At 39.0% G+C, this 21,842-nt stretch carries 20 protein-coding genes, 4 tRNA genes and 2 rRNA genes (1 of these 26 running past the window's edge); 5 read left to right on the top strand and 21 right to left on the bottom strand.

What is annotated here, in order from left to right:
* Positions 1–83: 83 nt before the first annotated feature.
* On the bottom strand, positions 84–911 hold the full coding sequence (locus QJV33_RS07600; protein WP_281462753.1) for a glycosyltransferase family 32 protein: 828 nt from the start codon (positions 909–911) through the stop codon (positions 84–86).
* Positions 912–1,017: 106 nt separating this feature from the next.
* Between QJV33_RS07600 and queF the strand changes: the two genes are divergently transcribed.
* On the top strand, positions 1,018–1,485 hold the full coding sequence (gene queF, locus QJV33_RS07595; RefSeq protein ID WP_281462752.1) for a preQ(1) synthase: 468 nt from the start codon (positions 1,018–1,020) through the stop codon (positions 1,483–1,485).
* A 29-nt stretch (positions 1,486–1,514) separates the two neighbouring features.
* Here the strand turns inward: queF and atpC are convergent, their stop codons facing one another.
* From atpC to QJV33_RS07555, 9 genes are all read right to left on the bottom strand, one after another.
* Positions 1,515–1,931, bottom strand: a complete 417-nt coding sequence (gene atpC / locus QJV33_RS07590; protein WP_281462751.1) for an ATP synthase F1 subunit epsilon — start codon at positions 1,929–1,931, stop codon at positions 1,515–1,517.
* Between the two features lie 31 nt (positions 1,932–1,962).
* Positions 1,963–3,465, bottom strand: coding sequence for a F0F1 ATP synthase subunit beta (gene atpD, locus QJV33_RS07585; protein ID WP_281462750.1), 1,503 nt, complete (start codon positions 3,463–3,465; stop codon positions 1,963–1,965).
* 35 nt (positions 3,466–3,500) lie between these two features.
* Positions 3,501–4,418 carry a F0F1 ATP synthase subunit gamma gene (locus QJV33_RS07580; RefSeq protein WP_281462749.1) on the bottom strand — a complete coding sequence of 306 codons (918 nt, stop codon included), beginning with the start codon at positions 4,416–4,418 and terminating at the stop codon, positions 3,501–3,503.
* 11 nt (positions 4,419–4,429) lie between these two features.
* Complete coding sequence (atpA, locus tag QJV33_RS07575; RefSeq protein ID WP_281462748.1) at positions 4,430–5,968, bottom strand: F0F1 ATP synthase subunit alpha; 1,539 nt, start codon at positions 5,966–5,968, stop codon at positions 4,430–4,432.
* Complete coding sequence (gene atpH / locus QJV33_RS07570; protein ID WP_281463403.1) at positions 5,968–6,537, bottom strand: ATP synthase F1 subunit delta; 570 nt, start codon at positions 6,535–6,537, stop codon at positions 5,968–5,970. Before atpH ends, atpA begins: the two co-directional genes overlap by 1 nt.
* A gap of 412 nt (positions 6,538–6,949) precedes the next feature.
* Positions 6,950–7,087 carry a hypothetical protein gene (locus tag QJV33_RS07565; protein ID WP_281462747.1) on the bottom strand — a complete coding sequence of 46 codons (138 nt, stop codon included), beginning with the start codon at positions 7,085–7,087 and terminating at the stop codon, positions 6,950–6,952.
* A 120-nt stretch (positions 7,088–7,207) separates the two neighbouring features.
* On the bottom strand, positions 7,208–7,345 hold the full coding sequence (locus QJV33_RS07560; protein ID WP_281462746.1) for a hypothetical protein: 138 nt from the start codon (positions 7,343–7,345) through the stop codon (positions 7,208–7,210).
* A 169-nt stretch (positions 7,346–7,514) separates the two neighbouring features.
* Entirely contained in the window at positions 7,515–7,793 is a 279-nt protein-coding gene (locus QJV33_RS12080; RefSeq protein ID WP_456305230.1) for a DUF7832 domain-containing protein, read from the bottom strand.
* Positions 7,794–7,964: 171 nt separating this feature from the next.
* Positions 7,965–8,038: transfer RNA gene (locus QJV33_RS07555), tRNA-Gly, on the bottom strand.
* 232 nt (positions 8,039–8,270) lie between these two features.
* Between QJV33_RS07555 and QJV33_RS07550 the strand changes: the two genes are divergently transcribed.
* The 3 genes from QJV33_RS07550 to nusG all read left to right on the top strand — a co-directional run bounded on the left by QJV33_RS07550 (position 8,271) and on the right by nusG (position 9,200).
* A tRNA-Trp gene (locus QJV33_RS07550) sits at positions 8,271–8,347 on the top strand.
* Between the two features lie 118 nt (positions 8,348–8,465).
* Complete coding sequence (secE, locus tag QJV33_RS07545) at positions 8,466–8,654, top strand: preprotein translocase subunit SecE (RefSeq protein WP_281462745.1); 189 nt, start codon at positions 8,466–8,468, stop codon at positions 8,652–8,654.
* Between the two features lie 15 nt (positions 8,655–8,669).
* Entirely contained in the window at positions 8,670–9,200 is a 531-nt protein-coding gene (gene nusG, locus QJV33_RS07540; protein ID WP_281462744.1) for a transcription termination/antitermination protein NusG, read from the top strand.
* 414 nt (positions 9,201–9,614) lie between these two features.
* Here the strand turns inward: nusG and QJV33_RS07535 are convergent, their stop codons facing one another.
* The 3 genes from QJV33_RS07535 to QJV33_RS07525 are packed head-to-tail and all read right to left on the bottom strand — an operon-like array spanning position 9,615 to position 13,345.
* Positions 9,615–10,256: a PqiC family protein gene (locus QJV33_RS07535; RefSeq protein WP_281462743.1), complete on the bottom strand. Its 642-nt coding sequence runs from the start codon at positions 10,254–10,256 to the stop codon at positions 9,615–9,617.
* Complete coding sequence (locus QJV33_RS07530; protein ID WP_281462742.1) at positions 10,256–11,944, bottom strand: PqiB family protein; 1,689 nt, start codon at positions 11,942–11,944, stop codon at positions 10,256–10,258. The genes QJV33_RS07535 and QJV33_RS07530 overlap by 1 nt, the downstream gene beginning before the upstream one ends.
* Positions 11,945–11,992: 48 nt before the next feature.
* Positions 11,993–13,345 (bottom strand): paraquat-inducible protein A, encoded by a 1,353-nt coding sequence (locus tag QJV33_RS07525; RefSeq protein ID WP_281462741.1) that lies wholly within the window; start codon positions 13,343–13,345, stop codon positions 11,993–11,995.
* Positions 13,346–13,537: 192 nt separating this feature from the next.
* Here QJV33_RS07525 and QJV33_RS07520 point away from each other — a divergent pair.
* Positions 13,538–13,612, top strand: a tRNA-Thr gene (locus QJV33_RS07520).
* Between the two features lie 163 nt (positions 13,613–13,775).
* Here the strand turns inward: QJV33_RS07520 and QJV33_RS07515 are convergent.
* From QJV33_RS07515 to QJV33_RS07480, 8 genes are all read right to left on the bottom strand, one after another.
* The gene (locus QJV33_RS07515; protein ID WP_408869652.1) at positions 13,776–14,033 is read right to left on the bottom strand and encodes a hypothetical protein; all 258 of its coding nucleotides are present in this window, start codon (positions 14,031–14,033) and stop codon (positions 13,776–13,778) included.
* A gap of 100 nt (positions 14,034–14,133) precedes the next feature.
* Positions 14,134–15,525: a carbohydrate porin gene (locus QJV33_RS07510; RefSeq protein ID WP_281462740.1), complete on the bottom strand. Its 1,392-nt coding sequence runs from the start codon at positions 15,523–15,525 to the stop codon at positions 14,134–14,136.
* A 92-nt stretch (positions 15,526–15,617) separates the two neighbouring features.
* The gene (locus tag QJV33_RS07505; protein WP_281462739.1) at positions 15,618–16,286 is read right to left on the bottom strand and encodes a MarC family NAAT transporter; all 669 of its coding nucleotides are present in this window, start codon (positions 16,284–16,286) and stop codon (positions 15,618–15,620) included.
* A gap of 232 nt (positions 16,287–16,518) precedes the next feature.
* Entirely contained in the window at positions 16,519–18,093 is a 1,575-nt protein-coding gene (locus QJV33_RS07500; protein ID WP_281462738.1) for a GH39 family glycosyl hydrolase, read from the bottom strand.
* A complete protein-coding gene (locus QJV33_RS07495) occupies positions 18,094–18,258 on the bottom strand; it encodes a hypothetical protein (protein WP_281462737.1) in 165 nt (54 codons plus the stop codon). It lies immediately after the preceding gene.
* Positions 18,259–18,750: 492 nt separating this feature from the next.
* Positions 18,751–18,827, bottom strand: a tRNA-Met gene (locus QJV33_RS07490).
* Positions 18,828–19,108: 281 nt separating this feature from the next.
* Positions 19,109–19,224, bottom strand: a 5S ribosomal RNA gene (rrf, locus tag QJV33_RS07485).
* 107 nt (positions 19,225–19,331) lie between these two features.
* Positions 19,332–21,842: ribosomal RNA gene (locus QJV33_RS07480) — 23S ribosomal RNA — on the bottom strand; it runs 225 nt beyond the window's last position.

The following is a 21,842-nucleotide window of genomic DNA, read 5'->3' as shown; positions in this document are numbered from 1 at the left end:
TTTTCTACTCGATTTAATTAAAAATCACATAAGCAAAAATATATTCTCACTGATGAAATACCATATTGGTATCACTATCAAAACTATAATACATTTAAACGTGTTGGTAATTTAAAATATCGCCAATTTCCTTCTTGCGATTTTTTATATTCCAACTCCATATGATAATATGCTTTGGTCATCAAATGATGTTCGATTAACTGTAAACGGTTTAATCCCACATGATCCATTGCATCATCAATAATCCCTTGCATCAAAATTTCCATCACTGCCATCGAAACTGCACCAGGCCCCGTACATTCCCACACACTCGAAAAACTATATTCGCCAGTTAAATTGTCACATATTTTTTTTAAAACAGCTGCGATAATGGGATTATTAGGTTGACAAACAATAAAGTCATTATCAATACAGCAAGGCTGCCCTCTGGAATAAAATAACAAACAATCAAATGCATAATTTTTAAAGATTTCTTCTAAACTTTTTACACAATCAATATCAATATCCACATATATGCCCCCTTTTTGTGCCAAATAACACATCCGAAAAAAATCTGATTTCATTGAGGGATGGACACAACGGCGCGCGTATAAATAATAAAATTCTTGTCCATAATTTTGTTGAATAAATTGACCTGCGGATTGTTCATCAAATAGTAATACTTGATAAGTCGGATTATGAAGACGGATTTTATCAATAGAATCCTGCACATCTTTTGGAGGAGTTGCCTCATGCCAAAATAAAATGATATGTTTAGGAATAGTAATCGAATGATTTTCAATAACGTCTAGGTCTGGATTTTGTTCGATAACAGGTAAAAATCGAGGTTGTAAATAATGCTCTAATTCATTCAAAGGATGAAAGGAGAACTTAAAATATCTTGCTTTATCTTTTTCTTCTTTTGTAAACATATATCAATCTCTCTCTTACATATCTTCATATTAAGATAGAATATTTTGAGAGTTCAATTTATACTATTTCAAATAAATAACCCTATCAAACAATGAATATCATATTATGTCCAAATCACCTGATTTAAAAAAGCACCTTACCCAACTTGGGGAAAACACTCCTTTACCGCAATCACCACAAGACGCAAAACTGGAACGCGTACCAGCACCCTATCAAGAATATGATTATACTATTCGTTTTACCGCGCCAGAATTCACGTCTCTTTGTCCAATTACAGGACAACCTGACTTTGCCCATCTTGTGATTGATTATATTCCTGAAAAATGGATCGTTGAGAGCAAATCTTTAAAATTATATTTATCTAGCTTTCGTAACCACGGTTCTTTTCACGAAGCATGCACCGTCGAAATTGGTTCGACGATTGTAAAATTATTAAAACCAAAATGGCTGAGAATTGGGGGATATTGGTATCCCAGAGGCGGAATGCCGATCGATGTTTTTTGGCAAACAGATGCGCCACCTGAAAAAGTTTGGATCCCAGAGCAAGAAGTTCCAGCATATAGAGGAAGATAATAAATACCTCCCTCTTTAGAATTAAAAGGCTACTTCTTTACAGAGGTAGCTAACTCTAACATAACACGAGCATTTTGAATTTCATCAATTAACTCACGTTGTCTTTCAGCATCATTACCCTTAGCAGCTTCTTTGAAACTTTCCTCTAAGTCAGCCAACCGTTGACTCGCGACATCTTCAGATAGCTCGTCTAGTTTTTTGACTTCTTTGGCAAGTACGGTGCATTTTGCCTCTTGCATCTCAGCAAAACCGTTTTCAACAAAAAAACTATTCGTAATTTTGTCACCTTCATAAAGATCAATAACACCCCCACGAAGGAGAAGGATCATAGGAACATGACCCTCCATTGCAGCAATATCACCTTCTAAACCGGGTAAAACAGCCATATCGACCTTTTGAGAAACGACAACTTTCTCTGGGCTGACAATTTCAAGTTGTATCGACATTACTGTCTTCCTTTATAGCTGTACAAAATGCTTATTTAGCATCTTGTTTCATTTTTTCTGCCTTTGCAATTGCTTCATCAACGGTTCCTACCATATAGAACGCTGCTTCTGGCAAATCATCATGCTTACCATCAATAATTTCTTTAAAGGAACGTACAGTATCTTTAACTGGAACCAGTTTACCAGACATACCCGTAAAGACTTCAGCAACATGGAAAGGCTGAGAAAGAAAACGTTGAATACGACGTGCACGTGAAACAACTTTTTTATCTTCTTCAGATAACTCATCCATTCCTAGAATTGCAATGATGTCTTGCAAAGATTTATAGTTTTGTAGAATTTTTTGAACGCTACGTGCAACTTCATAATGTTCTTCACCAACAATACGTGGATCCAATGAACGAGAGGTAGAATCCAAGGGATCAACCGCAGGATAAATCCCAAGTTCAGCAATCGAACGGTTCAACACAGTTGTTGCATCCAAATGAGCAAAAGTGGTTGCAGGCGCAGGATCTGTCAAGTCATCAGCAGGCACATAAACGGCTTGCACTGACGTAATAGAACCTTTTTTCGTAGAGGTAATACGTTCTTGCAAATTACCCATTTCCGTTGCCAATGTAGGTTGATACCCCACAGCAGATGGAATACGACCCAACAATGCAGATACTTCAGAGCCCGCTTGGGTAAAACGGAAAATATTATCAACGAAGAACAATACGTCTTGTCCCGCTTCATCACGGAAATATTCAGCAACAGTCAAACCAGATAAAGCAACACGAGCACGTGCCCCAGGGGGTTCATTCATTTGCCCATAAACAAGAGCAACTTTTGAACCATCGGTGTTACTTCCATCAATTTTGATAACGCCAGCATCTTTCATTTCGTGATACAAATCGTTACCTTCACGAGTTCTTTCACCAACACCAGCAAACACAGACACACCACCATGCCTCATTGCAATATTGTTAATCAACTCTTGAATCAAAACGGTTTTACCAACACCAGCACCACCGAACAAGCCAACTTTACCCCCACGAAGATACGGGCAAAGCAAGTCAACAACTTTAATACCTGTTTCCAAGATTTCACTTGCTGCACTTTGTTCTTCAAAAGAAGGTGCTTCACGATGAATCGGCGAGTAGCTTTTAGCGTTAATTGGACCTAGTTCATCAATAGGTTCACCAATAACGTTTAAAATACGACCCAATGTTTCATTACCAACAGGCATACGAATTTGATGTCCTGTATCAGCAACTTCCATTCCACGAACCATACCATCGGTAGAATCCATCGCAATACAACGAACTTGGTTATCCCCAATTTCTTGTGCGACTTCTAATACCAAATTACGATCGCCAACTTTACAAGTTAATGCGTTCAAAATATAAGGCAAATCACCAGTAAATTGCACGTCAACAACAGCACCTTTGACTTCGGTGACGCGACCTACAGAGTTACTTTTAGATGCAGCCTGATTCCCCGCTGATGAATCAGTATATGCTGCGTTTTTTTCTTCAATTGCGGTTTCCGACATAATAGGGTCAGCTCCTAGCAGAATAATTATAACAATCAGGCAGCATTTGCACCTGATATAACCTCGGCAAGTTCATTCGTAATATTTGCTTGACGAGTACGGTTGTAATGTAAGCTCAACTTATCAATCGCTTTACCTGCATTACGTGTCGCACTATCCATAGCCGTCATACGAGCGCCTTGCTCTCCAGCATTGGTTTCAAGCATGGCTGAAAATAATTGAACCCGAAGATTTTGTGGAAGCAAGCGATGTAATACTTCCTCTGGCTCTGGTTCAAACAAATATTCAGCCTGTAATTGCTCCGTATGAACAGCTAGCTTTTCGTCCAAGGTTTCTTCTTTTTTCTCAGTCGCAGCAATATTCAAAGGAATCAACGACAGTTCCGTTGGAACTTGTAACATAACATTCTTAAACTGGTTATAAACCACGGTGCACACATCACATTGTTCTTCATGCAACATTTTTTCAATGAAACTGGCAATTTGATTAGCCGTTTCAAATGTTACATTGCCCAACCGATGATCGCCACCTTCGGGTCCAACAACGAGGTCTTTATATTCACCACGAAAATAAATGTAAGATTTAAACCCAACAGGGCAAATTTTTACTTTTTTCCCTTGTTTAAGAAGCTTTTCAACCAAGTCACGTGTCGCACGATTAATATTACCGTTAAATCCACCCGCCAAGCCACGATCGCTGCTCATTGGAATAATTAAATGAATATCTTGTTTGCCTGTCCCTGCCAATAATTTTGGCAAACCAGGACGATCGCCCAGAGATTCTTTTAAATTAACCAAGATGCGTTGCATGGTTGTTGCAAAAGGCTTTGCTTCACGTGAACGTTTTTCAGCACGATTCATCTTTGCCGCAGCAACCATTTTCATAGCACTGGTAATTTTCTTAGTCGATTTAACGCTGTTAATTCGCGCGCGTAATTCCTTTAAAGAAGCCATTGCAATGCTCCTTAAACTTGCTTGAACTTAAGAACGAAATCTTTTAAGAATGCCACCAATTTTTCTTCCAATTCCTTGGTAATTTGAGCAGCATCACGGATTCCATTAAGAATATCTAAACCAGAAGAACGCATGACTTCGATAAATAGTTTTTCAAAATGAGCAATTTTATCGACTGCAATATCATCTGTGTATCCACGTGTTCCAGCATATAAAACAACGACTTCTTCTTCCATTGTATAAGGAGAATTTTGAGGTTGCTTTAATAATTCTGTTAACCGTGCACCACGAGCCAATAATTTTCTGGTAGACGCATCAAGATCAGACGCAAACTGCGAAAATGCTTCCATCTCACGATATTGTGCTAGTTCTAATTTAATACTACCTGCAACTTGTTTCATTGCTTTGGTTTGCGCTGCTGAACCCACACGAGAAACAGATGTTCCCACGTTGACCGCAGGACGAATACCACGGTAAAACAAATCCGTTTCCAAGAAAACCTGACCATCGGTAATTGAAATCACGTTGGTCGGAATATATGCAGAAACGTCACCCGCTTGTGTTTCAATCACAGGCAATGCTGTCAATGAACCACCACCATATTCATCAGACATTTTCGCAGCGCGTTCCAACAAACGTGAATGCAAATAGAACACATCCCCAGGATAGGCTTCACGTCCAGGTGGACGGCGTAGCAACAATGACATTTGGCGATAAGCAACCGCTTGTTTTGACAAATCATCATAGCTGATTAATGCGTGCATTCCGTTGTCACGGAAATATTCACCCATAGAAGCCGCTGCATAAGGAGCAATATATTGCATAGGAGCAGCATCAGAAGCTGTTGCTGCAACAATGATACAATATTCCATAACGCCTTGTTCTTCAAGCGTGCGAACAACCTGAGCCACTGTTGAACGTTTTTGTCCAATAGCAACATAAATACAATACAGGCTTTTCTTTGGATCATTTAACGCGTTGGTTTTCTTTTGCGCAATCATGGTGTCGATCAATACAGTTGATTTTCCTGTTTGACGATCCCCAATAATCAATTCACGTTGCCCACGTCCAATAGGAACTAAAGCATCAATCGCTTTGATACCTGTCAACATCGGCTCACATACAGATTGACGAGGCATAATGCCAGGAGCTTTTACCTCTGCCAAACGGCGTTCAACGTCTTTTAATGGACCTTTGCCATCAATTGGATTTCCAAGACCATCAACAACACGACCCAAAAGACCTTTTCCAACAGGAACATCAATCACACGATTCGTACGAGAAACAGTATCCCCTTCACGCACTTGGCTATCATTACCGAAAATAACAACCCCAACGTGATCGCTGGAAAGGTTCAATGCCATCCCTGTCAAGTCACCATTGCCAAAGGATACTAATTCACCCGCCATGACGTTTTGCAGGCCATAAACCAATGCAATACCGTCACCAACAGACAAAACAATTCCTGTTTCCTCAACGTTAGACTCTTTATCAAAGGACGCAATTTGTTTTTTAAGGATGTCCGAAATCTCTGCGGGACGGATTTCCATCACGCGGCTCCCTTCATAACATTATGTAGACGATTAAGACGAGATTTAAGGCTAGCATCATAGAGCTGAGCCCCAATGCGTACGACAAAGCCGCCTAGTAACTTTGTATCAATACGCTCTTGTATATTTACTTTATTATACCCTACTTGAGCCAAGCGATCTTTTAACTGGGCACGTTGTTTGTCCGTCAAAGGATGCGCTGTGGTGACTTGTGCCGTTGTTACGCCACGACGAAAATCAACCAAGGCAAAAAAAGCTAATAAAATAGATTTTAAACTTGCAAGCCGACGATTATTCGCAATTACGCCAACAAAATTTTGCAGCAATTGACCAAATCCAGCTTGTTTTAATGTGCCGACAATAATCTCACGGCTTTGCGCTGTATCAAAAGAAGGATTATTTAACACTTCTCTTAACAATTCGCTTTCGTTGATAATTTTTAACAGATTTTCAACTTCACTAACGACTTCATTCAAAACTCGCTCTTCTTCAGCCAACTCGTAAAGAGCAATAGCATAACGACCTTTGAGATCATTTGCCGCAAAAGTTGACGCTGCACCAGCAGCCATTGTTGCATCGGTACTCACTTCGTTTATTCTTTCATTTCTCTTCTAGAATAGTGTAACAAAGCCATATAGCTTTCTTTACCTTCCCAACAATTATGGATAGATGTTTATAAAAAACATACTCTATACCAAACCATATCAAAAACAAAAACTAAAAAGCACTTTGCCCATCGTTTAATTCTGGACTGTTGCAAGTCTGTACGACTTAACATCTTTTCCCCAGCGCAAAACCACAAAACCCGTAACTTTAAACTTGTGTGTTAGATAAAAGATTTTTTACAAAAAGAAAAGCCCCAGAACAGTCAAAATAAGGAAGATCAAGTATAAATGATAAATTATTTTATAACTTGATCTTTAAGTAACAAAAAGTAGAGACTAAATATTCACCTAAATGCTTGAACCACATTTCATTATATCACAGACTATTCATATCCCCTTTGATCCATTGTTGTGCAATCATCGTATTCAAAGAAATTTTCAAAGATATATCATTAAAATAACCTGATTTACCCTCACTCAACAACATCTCCCAATCTATATACTCTTTACTCAAACGATTCTCTTGAATGATATACAAAGCCATCAAAAGTGGAAACGCATAACAATTTGGATATTCAAGAATATCATCAATAAGTCGGCTATTCGCTAAATTGGAAGGGTAAGGCGGATCTAATTAATTGGTAAAAGACATCATATCAGCATCAACCATAAATAAAGACCAAGCATATTCCATACCTACATTCAAATATTGCCAGTTAATTTTTGCTTTAAATCCTTTTTTATTATCAATAGAAATATAGTTTCCATTCACTCACAAATAACGATACTTCACCAAATGAGTTTTTAAAAATAGTGTAATTCCTTTTCAAACACTTCTCTTCGTCACGCCATATTTATTACAATCTCTTCTACAAAAAGCTATGATTTACACTGCAAATCCATAAATTGTTGATAGAGTTGGTCGAACAGCACTTTTACTTTCACACCATTTTCACTTGAGAAATGAATATAATAATAACTTTCTTCTTTGGCACCCTCAAGAAAGGCATATCTAAACTACAATAATCTTGTAAATAAGATCCATATTTTTTGGAAAATGGCAGTTTATCATCATAATAAACATCAGCAAATTCAGCATCTTCTTGATTAAAATCCTCGTCAATCAAGCCGCCATCATTAAAATTAAATAATAGGTCTAATACAGAATAATCTTCTGATTTTTTATTGACGTTATTGAATAAATCAACACCACCTTGAATAATTGATGGCTCTTTAGGAAAATCATCCGCACCATAATGACATTTTTGCCTTATCGTATGACATTTTACTAAGCCATCGATATTAAAGCATCATCAAATACTGAAAGAAGGAATGCACAAGCCACAAGCATAATTTATGCTTATTTTATATTTAATTATTTAGGGAAGATTTGGAGCGGGCGAAGGGAATCGAACCCTCCTCAGAAGCTTGGAAGGCTACTGCATTACCACTATGCTACGCCCGCTTATACCAAGGATATTGATGATGTTTATACAAACATTCAACTAATGTAACACTCTTTTAGCAAAAATTTTTATCAGATCAAGTCTTTTTTTTAATTTTATAGAAAAATATTTTTTCGTTTATTTTTTTCTTGACTTTCGATCAAATTCATTGCTTTTTCTCCTAATCATGATTTTAAATGATCGTTCTTGCAAAAAGAGTGATTCTAGTTTAAAGTCACACAGTGATCATGCAGGGGTGTAGCTCAATTGGCTAGAGTGCCGGTCTCCAAAACCGGAGGTTGCGGGTTCGAGACCCTCCACCCCTGCCAAAAGACACGTATAGTATTTCATGAATGTAATCACATTCATCTTGTCCTTTAACCGTACGGATATATTATATTCATCAATATAATATGTTGTACTATTTTGAATTAGGAAAGGTGTTTCGTGTCGGTCAATCCCACGAAATTTTTGCGTGACGTTCGTAGTGAAGCCAGGAAAGTTACTTGGCCAACACGTCGCACGACATTAGTCACAACAGCCGCCGTGCTTGCCATGGCCGCTGGGGCTTCCGCATTCTTTTTTATTGTAGACCAAGTCATCGGCTTTGGTATTCAATCTTTGTTTGGCTTATAGGGGGTTAAGCCAGTCATGGCAAAAAGATGGTACGTCATTCACGTTTATTCTGGATTTGAAAAAAAAGTCGTTCAGCAAATCAAAGAACAAGCAGAACAAAAAGGTTTAACAGGTCAAATCGAAGAGATTTTGGTTCCTTCTGAAGAAGTAATTGAAGTTAAACGCGGTCAAAAAATTCAAACAGAGCGTAAATTTTTCCCAGGCTATGTGCTAGTAAAAATGGAAATGACAGACGAAGCTTGGCATCTAGTCAAAGATACTCCCAAAGTCACAGGCTTTCTGGGTAACAGAATGCGCCCCTCTCCTATTTCTAACGCAGAGGCCGAGCAAATTATGAAACAAGCTCAGGAAGGGACGGATAGTCCACGTCCTTCTGTCAATTTCGAAGTGGGTGAGCAAATCAGAGTTTCTGACGGTCCATTTACCTCATTTAACGGTGTCGTTGAAGAAGTAGATACAGAAAAAGGTCGTTTGAAAGTCAGCGTTTCTATTTTTGGTCGCTCAACACCTGTAGAACTTGAATATAATCAAGTCGAAAAATTATAATAGTAAGTTTTAAAAGCGCTTTAATAGTTCAAAGCGCTTTTTTAATAGTTTTTAGTAAAAAATTCATAAAATTGTAGTTTCTCTATTTCAGTCGTTTCCCGTGCAAGAAATTCCTGAATATCTTTTTTCATTTCCTTATATAGCTTATAGCTCGAATCTTGGTCGCAAAAAACTGTATGGACCACAACACCATAAATCCCTATTGTAATGGTATTATATTGCTCACATCTTTCTAACGTTATACGAGCCCCTAAATTACTCCTCTTCCAAAAGAATAACACCTTTTTCATTTCCTTGAATGCCAGCTGTATCTAATATTATCCACATATATAATTCATCCATTATCTCAATATGTTCCTATTACAAAAAAGGAAGCCTAAGCTTCCTTTTCAATACATATCTATAGGATATAAATTAGTAACGTTCAGACGTAACAGGTATGTTTACAAGGTTTCCCGCCGCCATATCTGCGATCTCGCCCAACATCTCGCTTAATGCAACGACCAATGCTTGCGTGCTACTATCGGCAGGAGCCTTTTCTAAAGTCAATAAACGATTCAAACGAGCAGGCTTATCCCCTTCAGGTCGAATCACTAAATCAGCAGTGACCACCGCTTTACCCCTTGCATCTTGGTTGAATCTGGAAATATCCATTTCAACATAAACTTGTGGGACTGTTTGTGTTGCTTGATTTTGCAAGAATACACGTGAGTTAGGCAGACGTTGGGCAAGATCTAGCATCATCACCCGACCAATCATATTGGTAATATTATCCGCCCATGCATCAGAAGAAGATAATGTCAATTTGTTATTACTAATTTCTGAAACAATCCGATCCTTATCTAAAAATCCTGCTAAAGAAGGCGTTCTGACTTCTATAATAGAAGAATTCGTATTATAAACTCTGCCCTGTACAGGGGAAAGCGTGTAATATGTCGGACCAGAATTGCTGCATGCAGCTAATGCGCTACCCGTTACGGCTAAAAGAGACCCGCCCATAACAGTTTTCAAAAGATGACGGCGCGATACTCTGTTTGTTATGTTAAAACTGGTCATTATTTACGTCCTGTTATAAGAGCAGATGGATGTTGTGTCATAAAATCACTAAGAAAACGCAAAGATCTTGCTGTTTCGCTTAACTGAACAATCATTGTTTGTAAATTACGATGGAAATCTGTGTTACCACCATAACTGCCCAGTAATTTATTCGCATTCTTTAAGGTTTGATCTAGCTGGCGACTCATCTCTGGCAATTCCTTTAGTAAAGGAGAGGCTCCATTATTCACTTTCTTACTCAAATCGCTCATATTTTGCATCGTTTGGCGCATTGCTTTTAACGTTTTGGTCACATCTGGACTATTCAAACGATCATCAGCATGTGCCATGAGGTTATTAAGATTTTCACCCAACTGATCCAACGGCATTGCTGCCAATTTTGATGCAACTGTTGACATAGAAGCCATAATCCCATCCATACCCCCTGCTTGGCTTGGAATAACCAAGGCATCGCCTTCTTTTTGCGGGATAATAAGTTTCTTCGCATCAACAAAATTCAATGAAATTAAAGAGCTGCCAAACAAGAAATTATCACTGGCGACACTTGCTCTCATTCCATTTGCAATCAATGATTTCGTAATCAAAGCCAATGTTGCAGAATCATACTTTTTTTGAAATGAAAAAACACGGTCGGGTTGAATATCCATAGTGATTTTTGCACGGGTTTTATTGGCGGCACGATCAATAATTAATGCAACATTCTGTACGGTTCCGATCTGTAATCCGAACAAAGTTACTCTGCTTCCTTTGGATAACCCTTTTACCGAAGACGTTACATAAGTTACAAGATGCACATTATCTTGATAGCGTGCATTTTCCGCAGCATCTCTATCGGTATATAGATTAAATTGCGTATTGGCAGGAACGATCTCATTATTTTGATGCTCTTTATCTGCCACCAAAGGTCTATCTAATTCATCAAAAGCAACACCTCCAGACATTAATGCCTGAATAGATTGCAATTCAATATTTAACCCTGTCGCACCAAAACCAAATTTAATCCCCGATACATTCCAAAAAGCACTATTAGGGTGCAAATAGCTGTCATAAGGTTTTTTTAGGAAAATATGCAATAAAATCGGTCCAACACCGCCCTTGGGCATGTCGTAACTCAACACTTCGCCCGCCACAGTATCTCGATAGAAAATAGGCGCGCCCTCTCCCAAAGATCCTAGATTATTAGTGGCAAGGGTATAAGTAGTTCCAGGTTGCCCAGAACGCACTCCAGGTGGTGATTCCAGTCCCACAAAGGAGCGTTGTCGTTTGCCAACTTTATAATTTCCTGGATCAAACGCAATATAAGCACCGCTAATCAAAGTTTCTAGACCTGAAATATTGGCACCATTAAAGCGGGGTCGAACAACCCAAAAGCGTGCATTGCTTGAAATCACAGAGGCAGCACGTCTTGTCATCGCAACTTGCACATCAACATGACGCATATCTTGACTTAAATTTACGCTTTTAACCGTACCTAAAACAACCGATTTATTTTTTACTTGTGTTTGTCCACTGACGATTCCATCAGCCGTTTCAAATGAAATTGTAATCGTAGGTCCTGCGTTATAAATCGCTTTCCATCCCAGATAAATCGCTAGTACAGCGACTAAAATAGGAACAACCCACACCAAGGAGAACTTGATCTTTCGTGTTGGTGCCAAGGGTAATTGATCATTATTATTGTTAGACATATTTCTTTTACTGAATGTTAATACTATTTATACGAATTGTATAGAAACTTAATTTTTATCTGCTGTTGTATGACTGGATCGAGACTCATTCATTTTGGCATAATCCCACATTAAACGGGGATCGAACGTATCTGCTGCAAATATTGTAACCACGACCACAGCAGCAAACATCAAAATACCAATATGGGCATGCACTGTTGCCAACGCATCAAAATGAATTAATGCAATTAGAATGGAAATCATAAAGACATCAATCATAGACCAACGACCAATAAAGGTAATGACACGAAATAATTTAGACCTCATCACCAGCCATTTTTTTGATCGTATTAAGCACGCAGCAATCATCAATCCTATGCCTGATATTTTTAAAACAGGCACAGCAATACTGGCAACAAACACCAATAAAGCCAAAGGAATCATCTGACTTTGCCATAGCTCTACAACCCCGCCAAAGATTTGATGGCTGCTCACTCTACCCATCATTGTTGTACTCATAATAGGATAGAGATTGGCTGGGATATAAAAAACAAAAGCTGTAATTAACAAAGCCAACGACCGATTCAAGCTATTTGGTTTACGTTTATGGATATTTTTTCCACATCGAGGACATATCCCAAGCTGTTCCTCTTCTTGAATCCGAGTGTCGGTTGTAAAAACCAAACCACAACATTCACATGAAGCCAGATAGTCATTTTCGGGTAAAATATCAGCATGATAATGGCTGACTTCTACTTGTTTTTCACGATAAACCATTATTTTGTGAATAGCACATCGTTCCCACAACATAGCAAAATCAGTACTCGCATCCGTGATGCTCATGGTAATCATCAGCAAAACCATAGCATATAATGAATAATCAATTTCAACATAAGCCATGCCTACAAGTTTTGTATAAGCAACGAAAACCCCCAAAATATAGACTTCAATCATCGACCAAGGTCGTAATAATCGGTATAAATGCAATAATTTCGGGAAAAAAGCCGGCAATGTCAAAAACCGTGAATAATACAAAATGCTAAGGATCAAACCGATAATAATAATGGGAAAGACAACAACAACTAATCCCACCAAAGCTCCTACACTTCCCAAGCTCTGATGCATAAATTCAATACTACCTTTCAAAATACCCAGCGAATTTGTTCGTCCATAAATATTCACAGATAATAAGGGAAACGACACCATCATCACGTATAAAATCGCTGATGATATCGCAAAGGCAAAAGGAACTGCCCATTGCCGGCTGATCGGATGTCGAAAAAGTTCAAGCCCACATCGATGACATGCGACCAATTCACCATGTTTTACCTCTGGATATTTTTGCACTAATCCACAAGATGGGCATTCCACCACTTGATCAACGATGCGTATCGCTTCGTTTATTTTTTTACTCTCTAACACAAAATCTCTCTTAATCAACTGTGAACCTGACAACTTGTTTCAATGTCAATGTATCTTACATATCGTTTTTTATTTACAAGCAAACATAGATACTGTGATAAATCTATAAATTTTGTAATAAACTTACAAAAAAAATCTTTTATCACCCTTGCAGTCTATGCTCAGCTCCTATATAAAAAGCAAAATATACAAGCCGACATAGCTCAGGGGTAGAGCAACTGATTCGTAATCAGTAGGTCCTCGGTTCAATTCCGAGTGTCGGCACCATTTTTATCCTATATAAAATTAAGTAATTTCATTAACTACGCCCAAATAATACATATATTAACGCAGTTTCCAAGTTTTTTTATTGATTTCTTGTGGTTCTTTGGTTGTTTCATTATTCAAAAAACCAGTTTTTGTTGCTTGAAAAATTAAAGCGTGAACATATTTAATTTATATACGCAATATTGGCTCGCTCTGCCTGCACTTGAAGATCCAATGCACCTTTTAAATTCAAGGGCAACGGCACACCATGATCGTTTTTTTGACAAAAATTGGCAGCTGTTTGAAAAGATAAATGCATATCTGAAGATAATTCTTTGCGCAAACAACCAACATCACTTTCGAGAGGCAATCGCCCCATCTCAGGATTGCATGCTCCTAGCAATAAAAATGCTGCTCCTGATAAAATTATTTTTTTAATCACTTTGTTCAATACCGCTGTTTCATTTTATGTAATCGTGTCAAATTTTTAAATACGATATCAATTCAACGAACGAATAGCAGTTATTTATACAATAGTTTCCCTAAAAAGTAACGTTTGTTTTTAAACCAAACACGACCGCATCTTTATAAGTGCTTTTTGTCGCAGCAACATTATGAAAATATTCAAAAATTGGCATCAACATCACCCCACGATAGGCTGCTATGCCATAATTGGCTTCGAATAACAAACTGTTGGTTTGAACCCCAGGTGCACCGTTCAATAAACCGTTAAAGATTCCATTAGCACCTGTGACCATTCCATTATTAATTTGATATTGTTGTGCTCTACTTAAAGCACGTGGCACTGTATAATAGGTCAGCATTAACCCAAATTGATCGTAAGATCGTGATTTCCAAAATCCACGGTCTAAAACACCAATATTATAAAAATCTTTAAACGTAGATGTCGTGGCTGCATCATGCCCATAATTCGCTATCACGTATAACCCATGGTCTTCCACAGGATCATTACGATAAACCATTTGGTCAGCTTGAATCCAAAATTGAAAACGATTATCCTTTTTACCTGAACCCGTTACTTGTGAAGACCATGTTTCAAAACGGCTGCTGTCAATCCCAGCACCCACATGAATATGCCCAACCAAATGATCTTTACCAATATCAGGATTATATCCAACTTCTACTGGGACAAAAGCGCCTGTTGTTTGTGATGTTCCCCAATCCCAACCCGTTCTGCCTCCTTGAGGCCAAGGAGTACTTTGATACGCGCCAACTTGTATATAAGCTTGTGAAGTTATTTTATATAAAATACGTCCTCCCCAAACAGCACCTGGCCAATCAGAAAACCCTTGTTGAGATTGTGTGCTTCTGGGATGTCCACAAGTGGTCAATAAAATAAACTGACACGCAATCGCACTATGTGCATAATCATCACCAACACTCATACGTCCGATCTTGATATCAATCTTGTCATGCCATAATTTTTGTTCACCATATAAATCATACATACGAACCAGACGGGCATACCCGCCCCCGTAAACTTCTTGTGCTTGGATTTGCGAATCCCCTACATAATCAGCACTGGCATTACGTCCAGAACGATTCATAATAATTGCATGAGTTGAAAAACCTTTCCAACCGATAATCTTTTCCCAATCAACATCAACTGAAAAAGCAATTTGTTGGGTAAAATCAGCACCTTTGCGCTTACCACCACTGACAACCCCAGCAGTTTCAGTAACCCAATTTAATCCCAACTGAATTCCATATTGGTTCAAGTAATGATTTAATCCGCTAAATAACAACTCTTTAGACGGATCCTCGTTAGCGCCGTTACGATCAATTGGTTGAAGTGTCGTACTTTTTTTCAATTGAAAAGATTGTTGCGCGTCCGCTTTTTCCGTATAGGTTACAGACAAAAAAGTAATTACCATTAAAGCAGAAGATATTTTATAATTACTTTTACGAAACATTTTTTTAAACCCTTAAAACCAATTTATTCAAGCAGGAAATCAAAAGCCGGCTATTTGGTCAATTCAAGAGGTTGTGATCCCATTAAAAAAACTTAATGTATGCTCGCTGCAACATCCAAAGAACCATTAATAATAAACTGAACCCCCATACATACCAACAAAAATCCCATTAACCGCGATATTGCCTGTACACCACTATTTCCAATAATGCGCATAATTACCATTGAACTGCGCAAAGAAATCCACAATAAAGCACTAATAATAAAAAACACCACCACTGGAGCAACATAAATAACCCACTCGGAGATATGTACCGTTGGTTGCTTTACGGCTGATGCATTGCTGATAATCATTGCAATCGTTCCAGGTCCTGCTGTTCCAGGCATTGCCAAAGGAACAAAAGCAATATTCGTATCGGGTTCTTTTTTCAATTCTGCTGTCACAGAATGAACTTCTGGCACCTCATGCAACTTCTTGACAGGAAACAGCATTTGGAAACCAATAAAACAAACGATAAGCCCACCCGCAATGCGCAGCCCTGGCACAGAAATACCAAACGTATTCATAACGAGCTGACCCGCGTACCATGTCACAATCATAATAAGAAAAACATAGACACCCGCCATCAGTGCTTGCTGATTACGTGTTTTTTGATTCATATCCTCAGTTAAGCTAAGAAACAAAGCAACCGCCGTTAAAGGGTTTGCCAAAGGTAAAAGGGTAATGAGCCCTATTCCTATAATTTCAAAAAGTTCTATCATGTGTAATATTTATTATTTTCAATGTTGTAAACCATGGATACTATCCATAATATTTATTAAGTGTAAACCAATAACATTTTTAAATAAAATACATACTTCAAATTCACTCAACAATATTGAATACACTCAATAAACTAAATAATATTTTGAATGATAATTTTCCACTCTAATTATTATTAAAAAAAAGAAATTTATCATTATTTTTAAAAAAGTTCTTTATATGGGATCACTCTTAACCTGTGAAATCAATAGTATATAATGTCACAGTTGATGGAGTGACCCCCAAATCCGTAATCGACAAAACATTATTGATCAGAGAGCTATTCACAGATGCCGTTACGTTTTCTGGTGTCATACGATCAAGGCGACCACCTTCTTTGATAAGATATGCTGTGATTTTATAATTTTCTGCAATATTTGTGATATTGACAGTCAATCCTGTGTGACTTTGATCGTAACTGATATTTCTTGTAGGTAACGTCCCAATAACAGGCAATTGAAGCATCAATTTTTTTTGTCGAACTTCATTATCATACAGAATAGTACTAGGATCAACTCCCCCGAACCAATGAGCTTTGCTCCAATCATCATTTAATTGATTTGTTGTTCTATTTGAATCTAAATAATATTGTTGATACAAAGAATAGCCATTCGGCGGCAAATTGGTGTCGATAAAATTCGTATCTATTTCAAAATTAGCAGCCAAAATATTGATCTTGTTCCCCACCTCGTTTTCGCCAACAAGTGTTGTTAATCCAGTATCAAAATTATTATCTTGGGTTAATATATAAGGGGTTTCAAACATGCGTGTAAATAAATTAAATCCCTGCGCAGCGTATGTACAAAAATTCTTATTGGGCCAACTTTGTGGATTAAATTGGTCATTAAACAGACCAAAAGATGCGCCATCACCACGATAATAATATGCTTTATCAATTTTAGAATATTGCATACATATTAACACTGATGTCAAAAATGCAGCATTCTGCGCAGATTGTAGTTTCGTTAAACTATTCACAGTTCCTATTGCGGTAGAATTCCATTCTGTACAGTGACTTTCAATATCATTGTAACCATATTTATTTAAAGTTTTTTGGATATGATAGCCAACATCCATAATACTTTGTGGTTCGCTATGGTAATAGTGCCAAGAAAGGAAATCAATCGGAGTCTCAGTTGTTTTACAATAACCAAGCAAGCCATCAATATATGCCCCATCGAGATTATATGCAAAAGCAACAGCTGCCCCACCTACTTTCGCTATTGGGTCAACTGCTTTAATAGCTTTTGCTATTTTACTATAAAATTCATAGAAAACCTGTGGTGTATTATTATTCCAAAAAAATATTAAATCTGGTTCGTTCCATATTTCCCAATATGTAACTTTTCTTGGCAAACCAGTCGCTTTATAGTTTAAAGAATAACGCTCTACTAACTTAGAAACTAGCGACGCATAAATATCAAAATTTTCGGGAGGCTCATACCCACCATCAAGTGTCCGCCCAATGCGAAACATCATTTGTCGTTGAAGCTTACCAGGGTTCACATTGACATTATTATTCATAATACGACGAATAGCATCATCTGTAATTTGATAATTCGCACCTTTTAAAGCTTGTGTAAGATCGTTATTACGCATACCAACAGCAGCATACGGAAAAATTGTTCTTTTATTCGCATAATCAGCAATAAATTGTTTTGCTTTAAGTTGTTGGTCAGAAGGAACGTTTATCATTAACTGATCAATATTTGAATGCGTAACATTAAAACCATTATCAATATCACCAATCCCAAAACAATCATGCAATCAAATATGCGTAATACCCATTTGATTAAATTGATCTTCTAAATCTGGAAACCCTGGTGCAACAGAAATGGGCATACCGTTTATACCATTCACCTCCTTTAACAAACCATTTTTTCCTAATAAAATATTCCTCAATTTTTTATTAACATTTACTGTAAATACCATAATAAAACTATCCTTTTATAAATAAAATATGTAATATAAATTATTATTATGATGTTATTATAACATATATATTTATAAAAATAGTAATATTATAATAATTATTTCAATAATTACTTTGAAATACATTTAAAATTTATAAATTATTATATCAATAATATAATTTATACTTATAAATATCAGAAGTTAACTGTTATACGATAAAATTAGTCTATTTAACTATATGATCTTACACAAAACAATATTTAAATTATCCTAGACAATATAGTTTTGAAGTAGATAGTGAAAATAAAACACATGTTTATGCAACGCAGGCTTTAGATAATTACCCAATAAGATTGCAAAACCTATCTTTAACGACCTTATATACACGAGCATTTGTCATGACATAATCGAACATAGTTAATTAATTTCCCTATGAGGTTTTAGATGGTTATTTTAAACAAAATCTGTAAACGACGCGATTAATTCTTACAGATTATACATGTATTTGATTGGGAGCGGGGAGAGGATTTGAACCTCTGACCTTCAGGTTATGAGCCTGACGAGCTACCGGGCTGCTCCACCCCGCAGGGGTGTATATGCCTTTGTAGTTGAGGGATGCATGATTTCCCTATTGGCATATGAGAACTGAATTAACATGAATTGAGTTAATCTCAGTTAATTTTAGATCTGAGAGTTATCGTTCTTTATTTTGAAGGATAGTTCAGATCGTTATTTTCTTACTCTGCGAGGTATATTGGACAGAGTATAAATGATAATCCTATTTTATTTATAATAGTAATAGAAAGTTTAAACTGAGTGTTTAGTTTAATGGGGATTATTTTATATTTAGAGGGGGGTATATTAGAAGACCTGGCGGCGACCTACTTTCCCATGCCTTAAGACATAGTATCATGGGCGCTGGGGGTTTTCACGGCCGAGTTCGGGATGGGATCGGGTGGTTCACTCCCCGCCATTGCCACCAGGTCATCTAATATACCCTTGTGTGTTGGTTGGTATTGTGAGTGTATGGTTGGTTAATTGGAATTGGTTATTTTATAAGAGTGACTGATATGAGTGTATGTGTGTTTTATAGTGTAAGTGCAAGGGCGATTAGTATCAGTTAGCTGCACATGTTTCCATGCTTTCACACCTGACCTATTAACGTGGTGGTCTACCACGGCCCGTAATGAGACCTTGTTTTGAGGGGGGTTTCCCGCTTAGATGCTTTCAGCGGTTATCCTTTCCATACTTAGCTACCCGGCGGTGCTGCTGGCGCAACAACCGGTACACCAGAGGTATGTTCACCCCGGTCCTCTCGTACTAGGGGCAAATCCTCTCAAGTCTCGACATCCACGGCAGATAGGGACCGAACTGTCTCACGACGTTCTAAACCCAGCTCACGTACCACTTTAATCGGCGAACAGCCGAACCCTTGGGACCTGCTCCAGCCCCAGGATGTGATGAGCCGACATCGAGGTGCCAAACCTCCCCGTCGATGTGGACTCTTGGGGGAGATCAGCCTGTTATCCCTAGAGTACCTTTTATCCGTTGAGCGATGGCCCTTCCACGTGGAACCACCGGATCACTATGGCCGACTTTCGTCTCTGTTCGAGCTGTCACTCTCACAGTCAGGCGGGCTTATGCCATTGCACTCAACAGCCGATGTCCGACCGGCTTGAGCCCACCATCGCGCGCCTCCGTTACTTTTTGGGAGGCGACCGCCCCAGTCAAACTGCCCACCATGCAGGGTCCCAATCCAGGCTTACTGGATATGGTTAGACATCAAAAAAACTCAGGGTGGTATTTCAAGGATGGCTCCACAAAGACTGGCGCCTCTGCTTCAAAGCCTCCCACCTATCCTACACAGCGTTTTCCTGATGCCACTACAAAGTTGCAGTAAAGGTTCATAGGGTCTTTCCGTCTGACCGCGGATACCCCGCATCTTCACGGGGAATTCAATTTCGCTGAGCCGATGCTGGAGACAGCGGGGAAGTCGTTACGCCATTCGTGCAGGTCGGAACTTACCCGACAAGGAATTTCGCTACCTTAGGACCGTTATAGTTACGGCCGCCGTTTACCGGGGCTTCAATTCAGTGCTTGCACACCTCCTCTTAACCTTCCGGCACCGGGCAGGCGTCAGACCCTATACGTCGTCTTTCGACTTTGCAGAGCCCTGTGTTTTTACTAAACAGTCGCTACCCCCTGCTCTGTGCCACCTGATTATGGTTGCCCACAATCCGGTCTTGCTTATCCCGAAGTTACGCAAGTAATTTGCCTAGTTCCTTCAGCATCGTTCTCTCAAGCGCCTTGGTATTCTCTACCAGTCCACCTGTGTCGGTTTCGGGTACGGTCTATCCGCTAGAGCTATTTCCTGGAATAGTCCAAAAGCCAGATCAATCCAATAAGATCTGACAACATATTCTATTCGTCACTTCTAGCAGGTTCAGGAATATTAACCTGATTTCCATCGACTACGGCTTTCGCCCTCGCCTTAGGGGCCGACTAACCCTGCGTGGATTAACCTGGCGCAGGAACCCTTGGACTTTCGGCGACAGTGTTTCTCGCACTGTTTGTCGCTACTCATGTCAGCATTCGCACTTCTGATATCTCCAAAGAGGGTCACCCCATCTCCTTCACAGACTTACAGAACGCTCCGCTACTGCGCATATAAATATGCACCCACAGCTTCGGCAGATATCTTGAGCCCCGTTACATTTTCGGCGCAGAGTTTCTTAATTAGACCAGTGAGCTATTACGCTTTCTTTAAAGGATGGCTGCTTCTAAGCCAACCTCCTGGTTGTTTTGGAATCTCCACATCCTTTCCCACTTAGATATCATTTAGGGGCCTTAGCTGGTGGTCTGGGCTGTTTCCCTCTCGACAATGGACCTTAGCACCCACTGTCTGTCTGCCATGCTCATACTCTTGGGTATTCGGAGTTTGATTAGGTTTGGTAGGTCTTTGGGACCCCCGAGCCCATTCAGTGCTCTACCCCCCAAGGTAATACATGACGCTCTACCTCAATAGATTTCGCGGAGAACCAGCTATTACCAAGTTTGATTGGCCTTTCACCCCTAGCCACAGCTCATCCCCGTCTTTTTCAACAGACGTGGGTTCGGTCCTCCAGTGCGTGTTACCGCACCTTCAACCTGGCCATGGCTAGATCACTTGGTTTCGGGTCTTCTGCCAGCAACTAATGCCCTATTCAGACTCGCTTTCGCTGCGCCTACACCTATCGGCTTAAGCTTGCTGCAAACAGAAACTCGCTGACCCATTATACAAAAGGTACGCTGTCACCCCATAAGAGGCTCCAGCTGTTTGTAAGCATTCGGTTTCAGGTCTCTTTCACTCCCCTTGTCGGGGTGCTTTTCACCTTTCCCTCACGGTACTTGTTCACTATCGGTCATCAGGGAGTATTTAGGCTTGGAGGGAGGTCCCCCCATGTTCAGACAGGATTTCACGTGTCCCGCCCTACTCAAGGACTTTAAAGATATTACGTATACGGGGTTATCACCCTCTATGACTGGTCTTTCAATACCATTCTACTTACCTCTTTAAAGCCACTGGCCTGTTCCGCGTTCGCTCGCCACTACTAGCAGAATCT

The organism is Commensalibacter nepenthis (assembly GCF_029953305.1).
Lineage (GTDB): Bacteria > Pseudomonadota > Alphaproteobacteria > Acetobacterales > Acetobacteraceae > Commensalibacter > Commensalibacter nepenthis.
The sequence above is the reverse complement of the archived record's forward strand: the minus strand, read 5'-3'. Positions and strand labels throughout refer to the sequence as shown.